18 protein-coding genes are annotated in these 14310 nt (G+C 64.5%); 13 read left to right on the plus strand and 5 right to left on the minus strand.

The features are described from left to right. Nucleotides 1–10 precede the first annotated feature (10 nt). The 10 genes from PNAP_RS12805 (at nt 11) to hemP (ending at nt 7214) form a co-directional block, all read left to right on the plus strand. Nucleotides 11–1438: a di-heme oxidoreductase family protein gene (locus PNAP_RS12805; RefSeq protein ID WP_011801943.1), complete on the plus strand. Its 1428-nt coding sequence runs from the start codon at nt 11–13 to the stop codon at nt 1436–1438. After that, complete coding sequence (locus tag PNAP_RS12810) at nt 1435–2544, plus strand: imelysin family protein (protein ID WP_011801944.1); 1110 nt, start codon at nt 1435–1437, stop codon at nt 2542–2544. The genes PNAP_RS12805 and PNAP_RS12810 overlap by 4 nt, the downstream gene beginning before the upstream one ends. Nucleotides 2545–2549: 5 nt before the next feature. Then, nucleotides 2550–3707: a DUF1513 domain-containing protein gene (locus tag PNAP_RS12815; protein ID WP_011801945.1), complete on the plus strand. Its 1158-nt coding sequence runs from the start codon at nt 2550–2552 to the stop codon at nt 3705–3707. Between the two features lie 309 nt (nt 3708–4016). Continuing rightward, nucleotides 4017–4295, plus strand: a complete 279-nt coding sequence (locus PNAP_RS12820) for a hypothetical protein (RefSeq protein ID WP_157040283.1) — start codon at nt 4017–4019, stop codon at nt 4293–4295. A gap of 55 nt (nt 4296–4350) precedes the next feature. Beyond that, the gene (locus PNAP_RS27665; RefSeq protein ID WP_011801947.1) at nt 4351–4620 is read left to right on the plus strand and encodes a hypothetical protein; all 270 of its coding nucleotides are present in this window, start codon (nt 4351–4353) and stop codon (nt 4618–4620) included. A 143-nt stretch (nt 4621–4763) separates the two neighbouring features. Next, entirely contained in the window at nt 4764–4997 is a 234-nt protein-coding gene (locus tag PNAP_RS12830; protein WP_011801948.1) for a (2Fe-2S)-binding protein, read from the plus strand. A 151-nt stretch (nt 4998–5148) separates the two neighbouring features. Continuing rightward, the gene (locus PNAP_RS12835) at nt 5149–5835 is read left to right on the plus strand and encodes an energy transducer TonB (RefSeq protein WP_041377246.1); all 687 of its coding nucleotides are present in this window, start codon (nt 5149–5151) and stop codon (nt 5833–5835) included. A gap of 22 nt (nt 5836–5857) precedes the next feature. Beyond that, on the plus strand, nt 5858–6586 hold the full coding sequence (locus PNAP_RS12840; RefSeq protein WP_011801950.1) for a MotA/TolQ/ExbB proton channel family protein: 729 nt from the start codon (nt 5858–5860) through the stop codon (nt 6584–6586). Nucleotides 6587–6588: 2 nt separating this feature from the next. Beyond that, a complete protein-coding gene (locus PNAP_RS12845) occupies nt 6589–6999 on the plus strand; it encodes an ExbD/TolR family protein (RefSeq protein WP_011801951.1) in 411 nt (136 codons plus the stop codon). 11 nt (nt 7000–7010) lie between these two features. After that, nucleotides 7011–7214, plus strand: a complete 204-nt coding sequence (gene hemP / locus PNAP_RS12850) for a hemin uptake protein HemP (protein WP_011801952.1) — start codon at nt 7011–7013, stop codon at nt 7212–7214. A 179-nt stretch (nt 7215–7393) separates the two neighbouring features. Here the strand turns inward: hemP and PNAP_RS12855 are convergent, their stop codons facing one another. Further along, nucleotides 7394–7801 (minus strand): GlcG/HbpS family heme-binding protein, encoded by a 408-nt coding sequence (locus tag PNAP_RS12855; RefSeq protein WP_011801953.1) that lies wholly within the window; start codon nt 7799–7801, stop codon nt 7394–7396. 207 nt (nt 7802–8008) lie between these two features. Here PNAP_RS12855 and PNAP_RS12860 point away from each other — a divergent pair, with 207 nt between their 5' ends. From PNAP_RS12860 to PNAP_RS12870, 3 genes are all read left to right on the plus strand, one after another. Further along, nucleotides 8009–8701: a Bax inhibitor-1/YccA family protein gene (locus PNAP_RS12860; RefSeq protein WP_011801954.1), complete on the plus strand. Its 693-nt coding sequence runs from the start codon at nt 8009–8011 to the stop codon at nt 8699–8701. 78 nt (nt 8702–8779) lie between these two features. Beyond that, the gene (locus PNAP_RS12865) at nt 8780–9313 is read left to right on the plus strand and encodes a helix-turn-helix domain-containing protein (RefSeq protein WP_011801301.1); all 534 of its coding nucleotides are present in this window, start codon (nt 8780–8782) and stop codon (nt 9311–9313) included. Then, the gene (locus PNAP_RS12870) at nt 9228–9851 is read left to right on the plus strand and encodes an IS630 family transposase (RefSeq protein ID WP_157040254.1); all 624 of its coding nucleotides are present in this window, start codon (nt 9228–9230) and stop codon (nt 9849–9851) included. Before PNAP_RS12865 ends, PNAP_RS12870 begins: the two co-directional genes overlap by 86 nt. Before the next feature lie 87 nt (nt 9852–9938). Here the strand turns inward: PNAP_RS12870 and rlmD are convergent, their stop codons facing one another. The 4 genes from rlmD to surE all read right to left on the minus strand — a co-directional run bounded on the left by rlmD (nt 9939) and on the right by surE (nt 14177). Beyond that, nucleotides 9939–11411, minus strand: a complete 1473-nt coding sequence (gene rlmD / locus PNAP_RS12875) for a 23S rRNA (uracil(1939)-C(5))-methyltransferase RlmD (protein ID WP_011801956.1) — start codon at nt 11409–11411, stop codon at nt 9939–9941. A 132-nt stretch (nt 11412–11543) separates the two neighbouring features. Beyond that, nucleotides 11544–12449 (minus strand): peptidoglycan DD-metalloendopeptidase family protein, encoded by a 906-nt coding sequence (locus tag PNAP_RS12880; RefSeq protein ID WP_011801957.1) that lies wholly within the window; start codon nt 12447–12449, stop codon nt 11544–11546. A 64-nt stretch (nt 12450–12513) separates the two neighbouring features. Then, a complete protein-coding gene (locus tag PNAP_RS12885; RefSeq protein ID WP_011801958.1) occupies nt 12514–13377 on the minus strand; it encodes a protein-L-isoaspartate(D-aspartate) O-methyltransferase in 864 nt (287 codons plus the stop codon). Between the two features lie 14 nt (nt 13378–13391). Next, on the minus strand, nt 13392–14177 hold the full coding sequence (gene surE / locus PNAP_RS12890) for a 5'/3'-nucleotidase SurE (protein ID WP_011801959.1): 786 nt from the start codon (nt 14175–14177) through the stop codon (nt 13392–13394). Nucleotides 14178–14310 lie beyond the last annotated feature (133 nt).

Consider the following 14310-nt stretch of genomic DNA (forward strand, 5'->3'; position numbering starts at 1 on the left):
TGGAAAAACCATGATGGGAATACGTTTTGCCGCCGCGCTGCTCTGCGCAAGCGCCAGTCTTGGAATGAGCCTCGGCATCGGCGCGGCCAGCCCGCCGGACGATGAAAAACCCGGCGGCGACACCACCGTGTTTGCCAGCGGGCGCAATGCCTTTTCGTTCCCGGCGGCCAACCTGAGCGACGAGGAGCGCACGCGCTTTGTCATCGGCAACTCGTTTTTCAAGCGCAACTGGGTCGAGGCGCCGGCCTCCACCACGGCGCGCGACGGGCTCGGGCCGCACTTCATCGCCCGCTCCTGCGGCGGCTGCCATGTGACCGACGGACGCGGCCAGCCGCCGCAAATCCGCAACCGGCTGGGGCAAGACCCGGCGGTCGGGCTGCTGATGCGCCTGTCGGTGCCCGGCAACGCCAATCCCAAGGCCGGCGTGGTGCCCGAGCCGGTGTACGGCGACCAGTTCAACAACGCGGCGGTGCAAGGCGTCAAGCCCGAGGGCGAGGTGGTGATTCGCTACACGCCGGTCAGCGGCCGCTTTGCCGACGGCACGCGCTACACGCTGCAACAACCGGTTTACAGCTTCAGCCATCTGGGCTACGGCCCCATGCACCCCGGCGTGATGATCGGGCCGCGCATCGCGCCGCAGATCATTGGCGTGGGCCTGCTCGAAGCTATTCCCGAAACGGAGATTCTCGGCAATGCGGCCCGGCAAGCGGCCACGCCCGGCCCCATCAAGGGCCAGCCGAACCGCGTCTGGGATGCGTTTGCCGGGCGCGAAATGCTGGGCCGTTTTGGCTGGAAGGCCAACGTCGCCAGCGTGGCGCACCAGACCGCCGGCGCTTTCCGGGGCGATGTCGGCATCACCTCATCGAAGGCGCCCGACGAAAGCTGCACGCCCACCCAAACCGATTGCCTGAAGTCGCCGCGCGGCGCGCACGGCGAAGGCCCCGAAATCGACGACAAGACGCTGGGCGATGTGGTGTTCTACCAGGCCACGCTGGCGCCCCCGGCGCGCAGGAACGCACACGACGCGCAAACCGTGCACGGCCAGCGGCTGTTCGCGCAAGCGCAGTGCGCCGCCTGCCACCGGCCCGACTATGTCACCACGGCGGGGCCTTTTCCGCAGCTGACCAGCAAGGCGCTGAACGGCCAGCGCATCTGGCCCTACACCGACTTGCTGCTGCACGACATGGGCGAAGGCCTGGCCGATGGCCGGCCCGATTTCCAGGCCAGCGGCCGCCAGTGGAAAACGCCGCCCTTGTGGGGCATCGGCCTGATCCGCGATGTCAACAGCCATGACCGGCTGCTGCACGACGGCCGGGCGCGTGGCGCGCTCGAAGCTATTCTGTGGCACGGCGGCGAGGCCGAGGCCAGCCGGCAGCAGGTGCTGAAGATGAACAAGGCCGAGCGTGAGGCGCTGGTCAAATTCGTGGAGTCATTGTGAAATTTTCGCTGCCGGTGTTTTCCATTCCCTGCGCACCCCGGATGCGGCCGGCCCTGGTGCTGGCGGTCAGCCTGCTGGCCTGCGGATCGGCCATGGCGCAGGCCAACTGGGCGAAAGTCGCCGTTCCGGCCTACACCCCGGACAACATCCTGCAAGGGCTGCACCAGCACTGGACGCGGCCACGGGCCGACGACTTCGCGCGCGAGGCGCAGGCCTTGCCGGCCGCTGTCAAGGCGCTGTGCAATGCCAGCCCGCCAGCCGGCGAAGCGCAGTCTGCCGCGCGCATGCAGTGGCAAGCCACGACCCGCGCCTGGGAGCGGCTTTCGACGGTGGCCGTCGGGCCGCTGATCACGCGCCGCTCCCAGCGGCAAATCGACTTTTCGCCGACGCGCCCGGCCCTCATCGACAAGGCCATCCGCACCGCGCCGCAAGGGCCTGCGGCCATGGAGCGGGTCGGCACGCCGGCCAAGGGCCTGCCGGCGCTCGAATGGCTGCTGTGGACGCAGCCGGTGGTGCCGGCCTCGGCCGCCTGCGCTTATGCGCAAGAGGTGGCGCTGGACGTGGAGCGCGAGGCACTGGCCTTGCAGCACGACTTCAAGGCGCTGGCGGCAACCGACTGGCCAAACGCCGAGCCGGAAACGGTCATTGCGGGAATGGGCGAGCTGGTCAATCAATGGGTGGGCGGCCTGGAACGCCTGCGCTGGGCGCAGATGGAAAAGCCGCTGCGCGCGGCCAAGCCCAGGGAAGCCCCCGAGTGGCCCCGCGCGGCCAGCGGCCAGACGGCGCAAAGCTGGGCCAACCAATGGGAAGCGCTGCGCAGCCTGGGCGTGCTGACGGGCCAGGAAGCCCCGTTGCCCGGCCAAGGGCTGGTGCCGCTGGAGACTTACCTGCGCGGCAAGGGACTCAACCCGGTGGCCGACGCGCTGCTGGCCGCGACCCGGCAAACCGACCTGCGCATCCGAAACCTCGCCGCCGGCCGTGCGCCGGGTCATACGCAGGTGCTCGATGCCGCCCGTTCGCTGGCCAGCCTCAAGCGCGTGGCCGAGGGCAAAGTCGCGCCTGCGCTGGACATCAGCATGGGCTTTTCCGACGCCGACGGAGACTAAGGGGCATGAGCACCCGGCGCGCGGCGCTTGGCATGCTGGGCGGCCTTGGCGGACTGGGTTTGGCACCCTGGCTTTGCAGCGCAGCCACGCGCCCGGCCGCATCGCCGCCTTCCGCGCTGCTGGTCGCCGCGTGGGAAGGCGCTGGCGGTTTTGCGGTTGGCGTGCTGTCACCGCAAGCCCAGGGCGCGCTGGACACGCTGGGCATCGTGCAATCCATCGCCGTGCCAACGCGCGCGCATGGCGTGCTGGCCCTGCCGGACGACAGCCTGCTGGCGGTGGCCCGCCGGCCCGGCGACTGGCTGCTGCGCTGGTCGCCCCAGGGCGGCAAGCCGGTGCAATGGCAATGGGCTGACCCCGGCCGGGCCTTCAACGGGCATGTCATCGCCAGCCCCGATGGTCAGCGGCTCTACACCACCGAGACGGACCTGGAAACCGGCGCCGGGCTGGTCGGCGTGCGCGATGCGCGCTCGCTCGTCAAGCTCGAAGAGTGGCCGACTTTCGGCATTGACTCACACGAGCTGATCTGGGACAAGGCGGACCCGGCCCACCCCGCGCTGCTGGTGGCCAACGGCGGCGTTCCCACCCGGCCCGAAACCGGACGCGCAAAACTGGATCTGGACCAGATGGACTCCTCGCTCGTCAAGCTCGATGCCGGCACGGGCGCGCTGCGGGGCCAGTGGCGCCTGGCGGACAAGCGCCTGAGCCTGCGGCATCTGGCGTGGCAAGACGCTTCCGACGCGAAGCATCCGCCCTTGCTGGGCATTGCGCTGCAGGCCGAGCACGAGGCCGCTGCGCAAAAAAGCCAGGCGCCGGTACTGGCCCTGTTTGACGGCAGCACGCTCAAACCGTTTGAAGCCGCCACCAGCCTTGCGGGCTATGGCGGCGCCATTTGCGCCCTGAAGGACGGCTGGGCCGTGGGTTGCCCGCGTGTCCACGGCCTGGCCTTGTTCAATACCGATGGTTCGTGGCGCGAACTGGTCGCGCTGCCCAATGCCTGCGCCGTGGCCGCTGGGGACAAGGGCTGCTGGGCTGGCGGCCAGAATGATGCCCTGTGGATCAACGGCAGCTCCGGCGCCGCGCGCCTTCCGCACAAAATGATGCCGGGCGATGTCAGGCTGGACAATCACTGGGCCTGCCTGCCCCCATCACCGCGCAGGGCATAGCCCCTGCCTTGGCCGGTTCAAGAAGTGCCAAGGATGCGGCCAGCAATAAGGGACGCAGAAATTTCAGAAATGCCGTCTATTGATAGACAGGGTTTTGACCATGCTATGAATTGCATAGCTGCTTTCGCCCGTACTCATTGCGCTAGAGGCTGATTTTATGCTGAAAAGCAGTGGTTTTTCCTCCCTGGGCAGCGCTTTCACGCCCTCTGGGGGCCTGTTTTGGCTTTAAAACCCGCTTTTTCAGGTACCAAATATGCCTATTTCGCAATCAAGGTATGCATGAGTAGCTATTAAATCAGGAGTAAATATGTGCTTGAAAATACCTTTTGCGTGTTGGCGCATGCGTACTGGAATCAACATCGTCATACCCGCGAAGAGCCTGCCCAGGGCCTGATCGGGGGCGGGTATCCAGACTCGTTTGAGTATTTCAGCCCGTGTTGCTGGATTCCCGCCTTCGCGGGAATGACCCTCCCCAAGCGGCAAGCCCCGGCATTTATGCCGGGGTCTGAGCGCCTACGCGTCGATAGCCTGCTGCTGGATGTACTGCCTGAGTATTTCAACCTATTTCCGGCAATTGAGGTCAGGTAAACCTGCGCAACGCTAGACTGGGAGCCAGTTTCAACGAATTTGCCGGAGTCACCAGATGGGTGAAGCAAAAAGACGCGAAAAACTGGCGCTGACACAGGCCCTGGAAGTCATGGCCGTGGACACGCCGGGCGGCCGAATCCACGTGCAGTGGGACCACACGGCCATCCGCGAGAGCCAGAAGTGGCTCAGTGCCTACGACCTGCAAAAGTACACGGCGGGTTTCAGCAAGTGCAAAGGTGTCAAGGTCGGCAGCGCCACCGTCCAGCTCGTGTGCGAGGAATACGCCACCCGGCGCAGGCAGTTCAAGAAAGCCCGGCTGAACTGACGCGTGAGCAATCAGAATCCCCGGCCTTCAGGCCGGGGAGCAGTCAAAAATAAGTGACCGTCAGCGGACAAGGTTATTGCAAATAAGAGCGATTCGCATTTATACTATCATCACTCTTTGTTCATCAGCCAGCCCAATCCATCATGATCATCTGTGTCTGCCGCCGAATCTCTGACCGCGAAATTGCCCGCCATGCCCATGCCGGCATGGGTTTTGACGAGATCCAGTTCGAGCTTGGCGTGGCGACCCAGTGCGGCCGCTGCGAAGGCTGCGCCCGTGACGTGGTCGCGCAATGCAGCGCCACCCGCCCGAGCGCCAATGTCTCGCTGGCCGCCCCTGTTGCAAAAGGCCCGTCATGGAACACCCTGGCGCTGTGATTGCCGCCCTTCCCGTCAGCCTGATCCTGGTGATCGGCTCTGCCTGCTGGATTTTCCGGCGCCAGCCATGACTCAGGTCATGGCACGCCGTGCCATCAGCCCGCATGATGATTCCACTTCAATGAACGCCACCGCCCTTTCAGCCTTCTCCATGCAGCCAGCCGACCTGCCTCGCCCGCGCCTGAGCCGCAACGCCGCGATTGCGCTGGGCGTGGTGGCGCTGCATGCCGGCCTGATCTGGGCGCTGCAAAGCGGCCTGCTGCTGCGCACGGCGCAACTGATCGTTCCGGTCGAGGTGCTGGCGCAATTGATCGAACTCCCCGAACCCAAGGCAGAACCCGCCCCGCCGGCTCCACCCGCGCCGCCGGTGCGGCCCGTCACGCCCAGTGTGCAGAAAAAAGTCGTTCCGAAGCCAGCCGCCCGGCCGCAAGCGCAGCCGCTGGCCATTGCCGACCCGACGCCCTCGCCCAACGCCCCCACGGGCAGCCTCGCGCCGGCAGTTGCAAGCACGCCTACTGCGGCTCCCGAAGCGCCAGCAGCGCCAGCGCCTGCGGCCGTGCAGCTGCCGTCCAGCAATGCCGACTACCTGCAAAACCCCAAGCCGGCCTATCCCCCGCTCAGCAAGCGCCTCGGCGAGCAGGGCAAGGTGGTTGTCCGCGTGCTGATCGGCGCCGATGGCGTGCCGCAAAAAGCCGAGCTTCGGCAGTCCAGCGGCTTTGACCGCCTTGACCAGGCCGCGCTGGCCACCGTCCTCAAATGGCGCTACGTGCCCGGCAAGCGCGGCGGCGTGGCCGAGGACATGTGGTTCAACGTGCCGATCAATTTTGTTCTTGAATAGTCCTTCTGGAGTCGTTAGAAAAATGGAAACCCAATTCGGCCTTGCCCATGTCTGGTCACAAGGCGACATCGTCACCAAAAGCGTTGCCATCCTGCTGCTGCTCATGTCGCTGGCCTCATGGATGGTCATCATCATCAAGGCGCTCGACCTGCGCCGGCTCTCGGCGCAGGCCAAGGCGACCGAAAGCTTCTGGCACAGCGCCGACTTTGCCGATGGCCTGTCCAAGTTCGGCGCCGACCCGGCCAATCCGTTTCGCCTGCTGGCCCTGGAAGGGCGCGAAGCCACGGCCCATGTGCTGCACAAGGACGGCAACACCAAGCCGCAGCTGCATGACGCGCTCGACCTGAGCGAATGGGTCACGCGCAGCCTGCGCAATTCGATTGACGACATCACCGCCAACATGCAGTCCGGCCTGGCCGTGCTGGCCTCGGTCGGCTCCACCGCGCCCTTCGTCGGCCTGTTCGGCACGGTCTGGGGCATCTACCACGCGCTGCTGGCGATTGGCCTGAACGGCCAGGCCAGCATCGACAAGGTGGCCGGCCCGGTCGGCGAGTCCCTGATCATGACCGCGATGGGCCTGGCGGTCGCCATTCCCGCCGTGCTCGGCTACAACGCCCTGGTGCGCGGCAACAAGTCGGTCAGCGGCAAGCTCAACCGTTTCGCGCATGACCTGCACGCCTATTTCCTGACTGGCGCCCGGGTGAGCGGCCCCGGCGCGGCCAATGTGCTGGTCATGAGAAAAGGGAGCTGAGCATGGCCTTCGGAACCCAGGACGACACCGATGAGGTGATGAACGAGATCAACATGACGCCGCTGGTCGATGTCATGCTGGTGCTGCTGATCATCTTCATCATCACCGTGCCGGTCATGAAGCATTCCGTCAACATCGACCTGCCGCGCGCCAGCAACGAGCAGCAGCTCATCAAGCCGGAAACGGTCCGGCTCAGCGTCGATGCCGATGGCAGCTATTACTTCAACGACGTGAAAATCACCGACGAGGAACTGGCGCCCCGGCTGAAAGCGGCGGCCGCCCAGGAGCCGCAGCCCGACCTGCACATCCGGGGCGACAAGGCCGTTCGCTACGAGCGCGTGGCGCAGGCCATGGCGGCGGCGCAACAGGCCGGCGTGCGCAAGATCGGCTTCATCACCGAACCGAAGAACTGAGGCAAGCATCCATGTCCCAAGCGCAACCCCATGCCATAGTCGCAAGCCAGAAACCGGCCTCGACCGCGTCAAGCCCCCAGGCTGCCGACAGCCGCCCTGGCTGCGTGGACAGCACCGAGTTGCTGCGCGGCCAAAAAACAGTGGACATCAGCCACAACGGCCTGACCTACCGCCTGCAGGCCACGCGTCTGGGCAAATTGATCCTGACCAAATAAGCAAGCAGTTTCATCGTGGGACGATCCGGGCTACACGCTCCAAGGTCGTTTTGGCCAGCCACGGACCTTTACCGGGTCGAATAGCCAGGCTTTTTTTCTTGCCACGAAAGCTGCTGAACGCAATTTCCATGAAAAAAGCCGACGCCAGGCGTCGGCTTTTTCACGTCAGGCCGGGAAGTTTACAGGCCGATGGCGGCAATGCCGGCGCGGGCAATCTGCGCATCCTCGGTGGACTTCACGCCGCTGACGCCGACCGCGCCTATGCACTGGCCGTCCTTGACGATGGGCACGCCGCCTTCGAGCATGCCCTGGACATAAGGCGCCGAGAGGAATGACGTGCGGCCGCCGTTGATGACGTCCTCATACGACTTGCTCTCGCGGCGGCCCATGGCGGCGGTGTTGGCCTTGGCCGGTGCAATGTGGGCCGTCAGGGCCGCCGCGCCATCGAGGCGCTGCAGGTGCAGCAAATGGCCGCCGTCATCGACGATGGCGATGGTCACGGCCCAGTTGTTGGACAGGGCTTCGGCCTCGGCGGCGGCGGCGATGAGTTTGATGTCGGCCTGTTCAAGCACGGCTTTGGTTTTCATGGAGATTTGATTCTTTCTGATGGAGGGTGAAAGGCGTCAAGCATACGCAAATTTGAAAGCCCTGCGCGCACCGATTGCCTGCAAATAGGCTGAAAGAACCCTTACAAATAGTAGGAGCTGGGTCTGCCGGCTTGCTTGAAAAAACAGGCACGTCCCTTAAAATGAAAGTGTTGCCTGCCTTCGCGGGCTCTATGGGAGATTGAAACTATGTCTGATAACGTCCAACGCTTCGGCTACGCCGGCCTGGCGAACTCGGCCGAACAGCGCAACAAGGTCATGCGCAACACCTACTGGCTGCTGGCCCTGAGCATGCTGCCGACGATTGCAGGCGCCTGGCTGGGCGTGGCCACCGGCATCACCCAGGCGCTGGGTGGCGGCCTGGGCCTGGTCGTTTTCCTGGGCGGCGCCTTCGGCTTCATGTATGCCATTGAAAAGACCAAGGACTCGGCTGCCGGCGTTCCGGTGCTGCTGGGCTTTACCTTCTTCATGGGCCTGATGCTGTCGCGCATGATCGGCATGATCCTGGGCTTCAGCAACGGCTCGCAGCTGATCATGACGGCCATGGGCGGCACGGCCGGCGTGTTTGCCGTCATGGCGACGCTGGCCAGCGTGATCAAGCGCGACATTTCCGGCATGGGCAAGTGGCTGTTCGTCGGCGCGCTGGTCGTGATGGTGGGCTCCATCGTCAACGTCTTCGTCGGCTCCACGGCCGGCATGATGGCGATTTCGGTCGCGGTGATCGGCATTTTCAGCGCCTACATGCTGTATGACCTGAAGCAGATCCTGGACGGCGGCGAAACCAACTACATCCGCGCCACGCTGGCCCTGTACCTGGACCTGTTCAACGTGTTCCAGGCCTTGCTGGCCCTGCTGGGCATCATGGGCGGCGAACGCGACTAATACCAATCCCGATGGATAAAGAACCAATGTCGGCGATCGAAGTCTGAGCGATATTGGCTCTTGATGGAGGTTGCGAAAATGTTATCCCAGCAAATCATTGATCAGCTGCAGCCCTATGATTTCGACCGGCTGGCTCGCAAGGAACCCGATGGGCGCCGGCGACTGCGCCTGATAGCACTGGCGCACCTCAAAGAAGGCAAAAGCTGCAGCGAAGTGGGCGCGGCACTGCGCGTGAGCCGCCACGCGGTCATGCGCTGGGTACAGTGGTTTACCGCTGGCGGCGTGGCCCGTCTGGCCGGCATGCCGCACGACTGGAGCACGCAGCGCCTTGCCAAAGCACAGGAAGAAGCCTTTCGCCAGGCCGTCGAACAACTCCAGTGCGAACGCGGCGGTGGGCGGGTTCGGGGTGAAGATATTCGCCAGTTGTTGGACCGGCAGTTTGGCGTTGCCTACAGCTTGAACGGTGTGTATGACCTCATGAAGCGCTTGGGCATGGTATGGATTTCGGCGCGCGCCGTCAGTCCCAGTGCCGATCCGGTGGCACAAGCCGAATTCAAAAAAAAACTTCGTCCAGGAAGTCGCGGCAACGCTGCCCCCGAGCATTGCGCCTGAGCAGGTGGACATCTGGTTTCAAGATGAAATGCGCATTGGCCAGCGCGGCACGCAAACGCGCCTGTGGGCGCGCAAGGGAACGCGCCCCCGGGTGGTGCGCCAGCAGCAGTCCGAATCGGCATACATCTTTGGCGCAGTCTGTCCACAGCAGGGTAGCGCGGTCGGTCTGGTCATGCCGCACGCCAATACCGAGGCAATGGCCCATCACCTGCAGGCCCTGAGCGAGGCGGTGCCTGCGGGGCGCCACGCGGTGCTGGTGCTCGATCGTGCAGGGTGGCATACCACCGCCAAACTGCCCCAGTTCTCCAACCTCTCATTGCTGCCGCTGCCCGCGGGTTCACCCGAACTCAACCCGGCCGAGCAGGTGTGGCAGCAACTGCGCGACCGGCACCTGGCAAACCGTTGCTACGACAGCTACGAGCAGATCGTCGACGCCTGCTGCGACGCCTGGAATGCCTTCACGCAGATTCCTGGTGCCATCCGCTCTTTGTGCTCCCGCCGCTGGGCCATGGTGCCTTCGGCATCGGTAATGTCATGACGCGGGATTGGTATAAGCTTTTGCCACGCCATCGAAAAAAGGGCCTTCAAGGCCCTTTTTTCATGCGCGCCGCAAGCGCATCACCGCCTACAGCCGCTCGAACACCGCCATCGACTCGACATGCGCGGTGTGCGGGAACATGTTGACCACGCCGGCCGCCGTGCAGCGGTAGCCGCCGCCCTCGACCAGCACGCCCGCATCGCGCGCCAGCGTCGCCGGGTTGCAGCTCACATAGACGATACGGCTAGGCGGCGTCCAGCCGCCCAGCGCCAGGCTCTGCTGGTGGATGCCGTCGTCGCACGGCACGCCGGTCACGACTTGCTGGTGCAGCGCGGCCAGCGACTTGAACAACTCGAACGCGCCTTCGCGCGGCGGATCGACCAGCCATTTTTCTGCCGCACCGTCTTTGACCAGCATGGCCGGGGTCATTTCGAACAGGTTTCTTGCTACAAACTTGGTAGCTTCCAGCGCAGGCCGGACGTGCGATGAAGCCTTGTTTCGTTCATAATTTTCGCGTGAACGGGCGACCAGCACCTCGCTGCCTTCAATGCCCAGCACCTCGCGCGCGCGGGTCGCCAGCGGCAGCGTGAAATTGCCCAGGCCGCAAAACCAGTCGATCACCCGCTCGGTCGGCTGCACACCCAGCAGGCGCAGCGCGCGCGACACCAGCACCTGGTTGATGTGCGGGTTGACCTGGGTGAAATCGGTCGGCTTGAACGGCATGGTGATACCGAACTCGGGCAGGCCGTAGCTCAACTCCGCGACCTGCGCATCGAGCAGCTTGACGGTGTCCAGCCCGCCGGACTGAACCCACCACTGCAGGCCCGCATTAGCTGCGGCAAAAGCGCGCAGCCGGGCCAGGTCGGCCACGCTGAGCGGCTCCATGTGGCGCAGCACCATCGCCGTCAGGTCGTCGCCGCAGGCCAGCTCGATCTGCGGGATGGTTTCCCGGGCGTCCATGCTGCTGATCAGCCCGCGCAGCGGCACCAGCATGTCGCTGACATGCTGCGGCACCACATGGCACTCGGTCATGTCGGCCACGTAGGCGCTCTTGCGCTCATGGAAACCGACCAGCGCTGTGCCTTTCTTGCGCACATAGCGCACCGACAGGCGCGCGCGGTAGCGGTAATGCCAGGCCGGCCCTTCAATCGGCCTGAGCAGGTTGTCGGCCTTGACCTTGCCGATGAAGCGCAGGTTGTCTTCAAGCACGCGCTGCTTGACGGCGACCTGCGCGCCGATGTGCAGGTGCTGCATCTTGCAGCCGCCGCAGGCGCCGGTGTGCATGCCGAAGTGCGGGCAGGCAGGCGTCACGCGCTGCGACGACTCGCGGTAGATCGCCGTCAGCGTGGCTTTTTCAAAGCTGCTTTTCTTGCGGTACACGTTGGCGGTGACCTGCTCGAAAGGCAGCGCGCCTTCGATGAACACGACCTTGCCATCGGCGCGGTGGGCAATGCCCTGCGCTTCGATGTCGAGAGACTCGACGGTCAGCAAGTCAATCGGATACTCGGCGGGTGCGGGTGCGGGTGCGGGTGGGGACGGTGTCTGGGTTTCTTCGATCATTCCCAATTGTCTCAGGCCGCAGGGGACGGTTTTTGAAGACCATGGGCCGATGCGGCCTGAAAATCCGGCCCGGCATGAAAAAAGGAGCCCGGCACACAGGCGGGGCTCCTTTTTTACTTCAGCCTCGAAGGCTTACTTGGCCGGCAGGTATTTGGCCGGATCGACCGGTTTGCCCTGGCGGCGGATTTCAAAATGCAGCTTGACCTTCTCGGAGTCGCTATTGCCCATTTCGGCAATCTTCTGGCCCTTCTTGACGGTCTGGTCTTCCTTGACCAGCAGGCTCTTGTTGTGCGCATAGGCGGTCAGGAAGGTGTTGTTGTGCTTGAGGATGATCAGGTTGCCGTAGCCGCGCAGGCCGGCACCCGAATACACCACGCGGCCGTCGGCGGACGCCAGCACGGGGTCGCCGGACTTGCCTGAAATATCCAGCCCCTTGTTCTTGGCTTCATCAAAGCCGGCCACCAGCGGGCCCTGGGCCGGCCAGATCCAGCCGACATCCTCGTCACTGCCTGAGGAAGCCGGCGAAGCCGAACCATTGCCATTGACCGGGGCTGAAGAAGCCTGGGCGCCACTGCCGCCCTGAACGGGTGCGCTTCCGGCCAAGCCCGGCAGGACCGGCCGGACCACGGCCTGGGTTCCGTCGCTGCCGGGCGGCACGACCCGCAGCACCTGACCGACTTCGATCAGATAGGGAGTTTCAAGGTTGTTCCAGCGGGCAATGTCGCGCCAGTTCTGGCCGTTTTCCAGGCCGATGCGGATCATGGTGTCGCCGCGCTTGACGCTGTAATAGCCGGGTTTCCCGGCATTTTCAGCGCCCGGCAGCAGTTTGACCGGATCAACGGGCGCCGGGCGCGACATGCCGGTGCCACGGTCTTCGACGGGCGCATTGCTCAGGGAACGTGAACCGCAGCCGACAGCCAGCAGCACGGCGGCCGCCAGGGCGCAGGGCAGCGCCAGTCCGGAAGTCCAGTGGGTGCGCTTGTGGGGGCCGCAGGCAGGAAGGGATTCCCTGCTGTTTGACCATGTGCTTTTACTCATTGATTCCTTCTTCTTTAACCATTGCCCATTGCCTGATGCCGGGCTGCCATGCGCAGGCCCCAGCTCAACCGATTCCTGATTTTAAAGGGACAAAGTGAACCGCCTCCAGTAAAGTCTGCCGAATTCCCTGCGGCGTCCTGTCAATCACCGCCAGCGCCTGGGCACCGCTGGCATCCTGGAGCGGCGCCACCAGGCGTCCGCCCACGGCCAGTTGCTCGGTCCAGGCCGGCGGAATGGCTTCGCCGCCGGCTGCGGCAATGATGGCGGCATACGGCGCGCCCTTGGCAAAACCGTGCATGCCATCGCCGAACAGCAGGTGCACATTGGCCAGGCGCAGGGGGCGCAGATTCTCCCGGGCCTTGTCATGCAGGCCGCGCAGGCGCTCCATGCTGTAAACCTCGGTGGCCAGGTGGCTGAGGACCGCCGCCTGGTAGCCGCAGCCGGTGCCGATCTCGAGCACCCGCCCCAAGCGGCCGCTGGCGTCAGTCAAACCCTGCTGCAGCAATTCGAGCATGCGCGCCACCACACTGGGCTTGGAGATGGTCTGGCCAAACCCAATCGGCAGGCTGGTGTCTTCATACGCCATGTTGGCCAGCGCGGTATCGACAAAATGGTGGCGCTGCACGGCCCCCATGGCCGCGAGCACCCGTGCATCGAGTACGCCCTGCTCGGCCAGCCGGCGCACCATGCGCGCGCGCACCGCCGAGTCCAGCCCGAAACCGTCCGAGGCTCCCGGTTGAAACGGTTTTTTCAGATCATTTTGGCCATTACCGCCATTGTTGCTTGTGGCACGGGCGGCGGCAGCTACTGTTTTGGTAGCAAAAGAGTTGCCCTTGCCGGAATTGAGCTGCACCGGAAACGCAGGCCGCGAACCGGCTGAAGACAGTTTGCCGGCGGAATCAAAGGGCGGCTTCAACGGGGTCTTCATGGCCAGTTACCTTCTCAGTGCTTGTGCGTCAGCCTGGCCGCTGTTTGCGCCCAGTACGGCAGCCGCTCATGGTCCGTCAAATCCACATGCAGCGGCGTGATGGACACATAGCCCTGGGTGGTGGCATGAAAGTCGGTGCCCTCGCCGGCTTCCTTGGCCGGGCCGGCGCCGCCTATCCAGTACATGCTTTCCCCGCGCGGGCTGGTCTGCACGATGACGCGCTCGGCCGCATGGCGGCGCCCCAGCCGGCACACCTTGAAACCCTCGACCTGCCCGGCCGGCAGATTGGGAATGTTCACATTGAGCAGCCAGGGCGGAACGGACGGCTGCGCGCCTTCGGCCACGGCTTCGAGCGAAGGGATCAGCTGCTTGATCAGGTTGCGCGCCTGTTGCGCCGCCACGTCGATATGCGTCCAGCCTTTTTCGGTCTGGGAAAACGCGATGGCCGGAATGCCGAACAGATAGCCTTCCATGGCCGCGCCGACGGTGCCCGAGTAAATCGTATCGTCGCCCATGTTGGCGCCGTTGTTGATGCCCGACACCACCAGGTCCGGCCGGTAGCCCAGCAGGCCGGTCAGGGCGATGTGCACGCAGTCGGCGGGCGTGCCGTTGATGTAGCGAAAGCCGTTGGCCGCTGTCTGCACATACATCGGCGAATGCAGCGTCAGGGCATTGGATTTGGCGCTGTTGTTCTGCTCGGGCGCCACCACCTCGACATCGGCAATGGTTTTCAGCGCTTCGTACAGGGCGACGATGCCGCTGGCCTGGTAGCCGTCGTCGTTGCAGATCAGGATTTTCATGCTGAGATTCTACGGTCACGACCGAGACAGCCGGTGCGGGTTTTCAGGGGTGCAAGACGGGCCGGTTTGCCTATGATCACCGCTCGATGCGATTTCATCGGGTCTGTCTGCCGCCCGATGAGCCTGGATGTTC

Origin of the sequence: Polaromonas naphthalenivorans CJ2 (genome assembly GCF_000015505.1) — a bacterium.
Lineage (GTDB): Bacteria > Pseudomonadota > Gammaproteobacteria > Burkholderiales > Burkholderiaceae_C > Polaromonas > Polaromonas naphthalenivorans.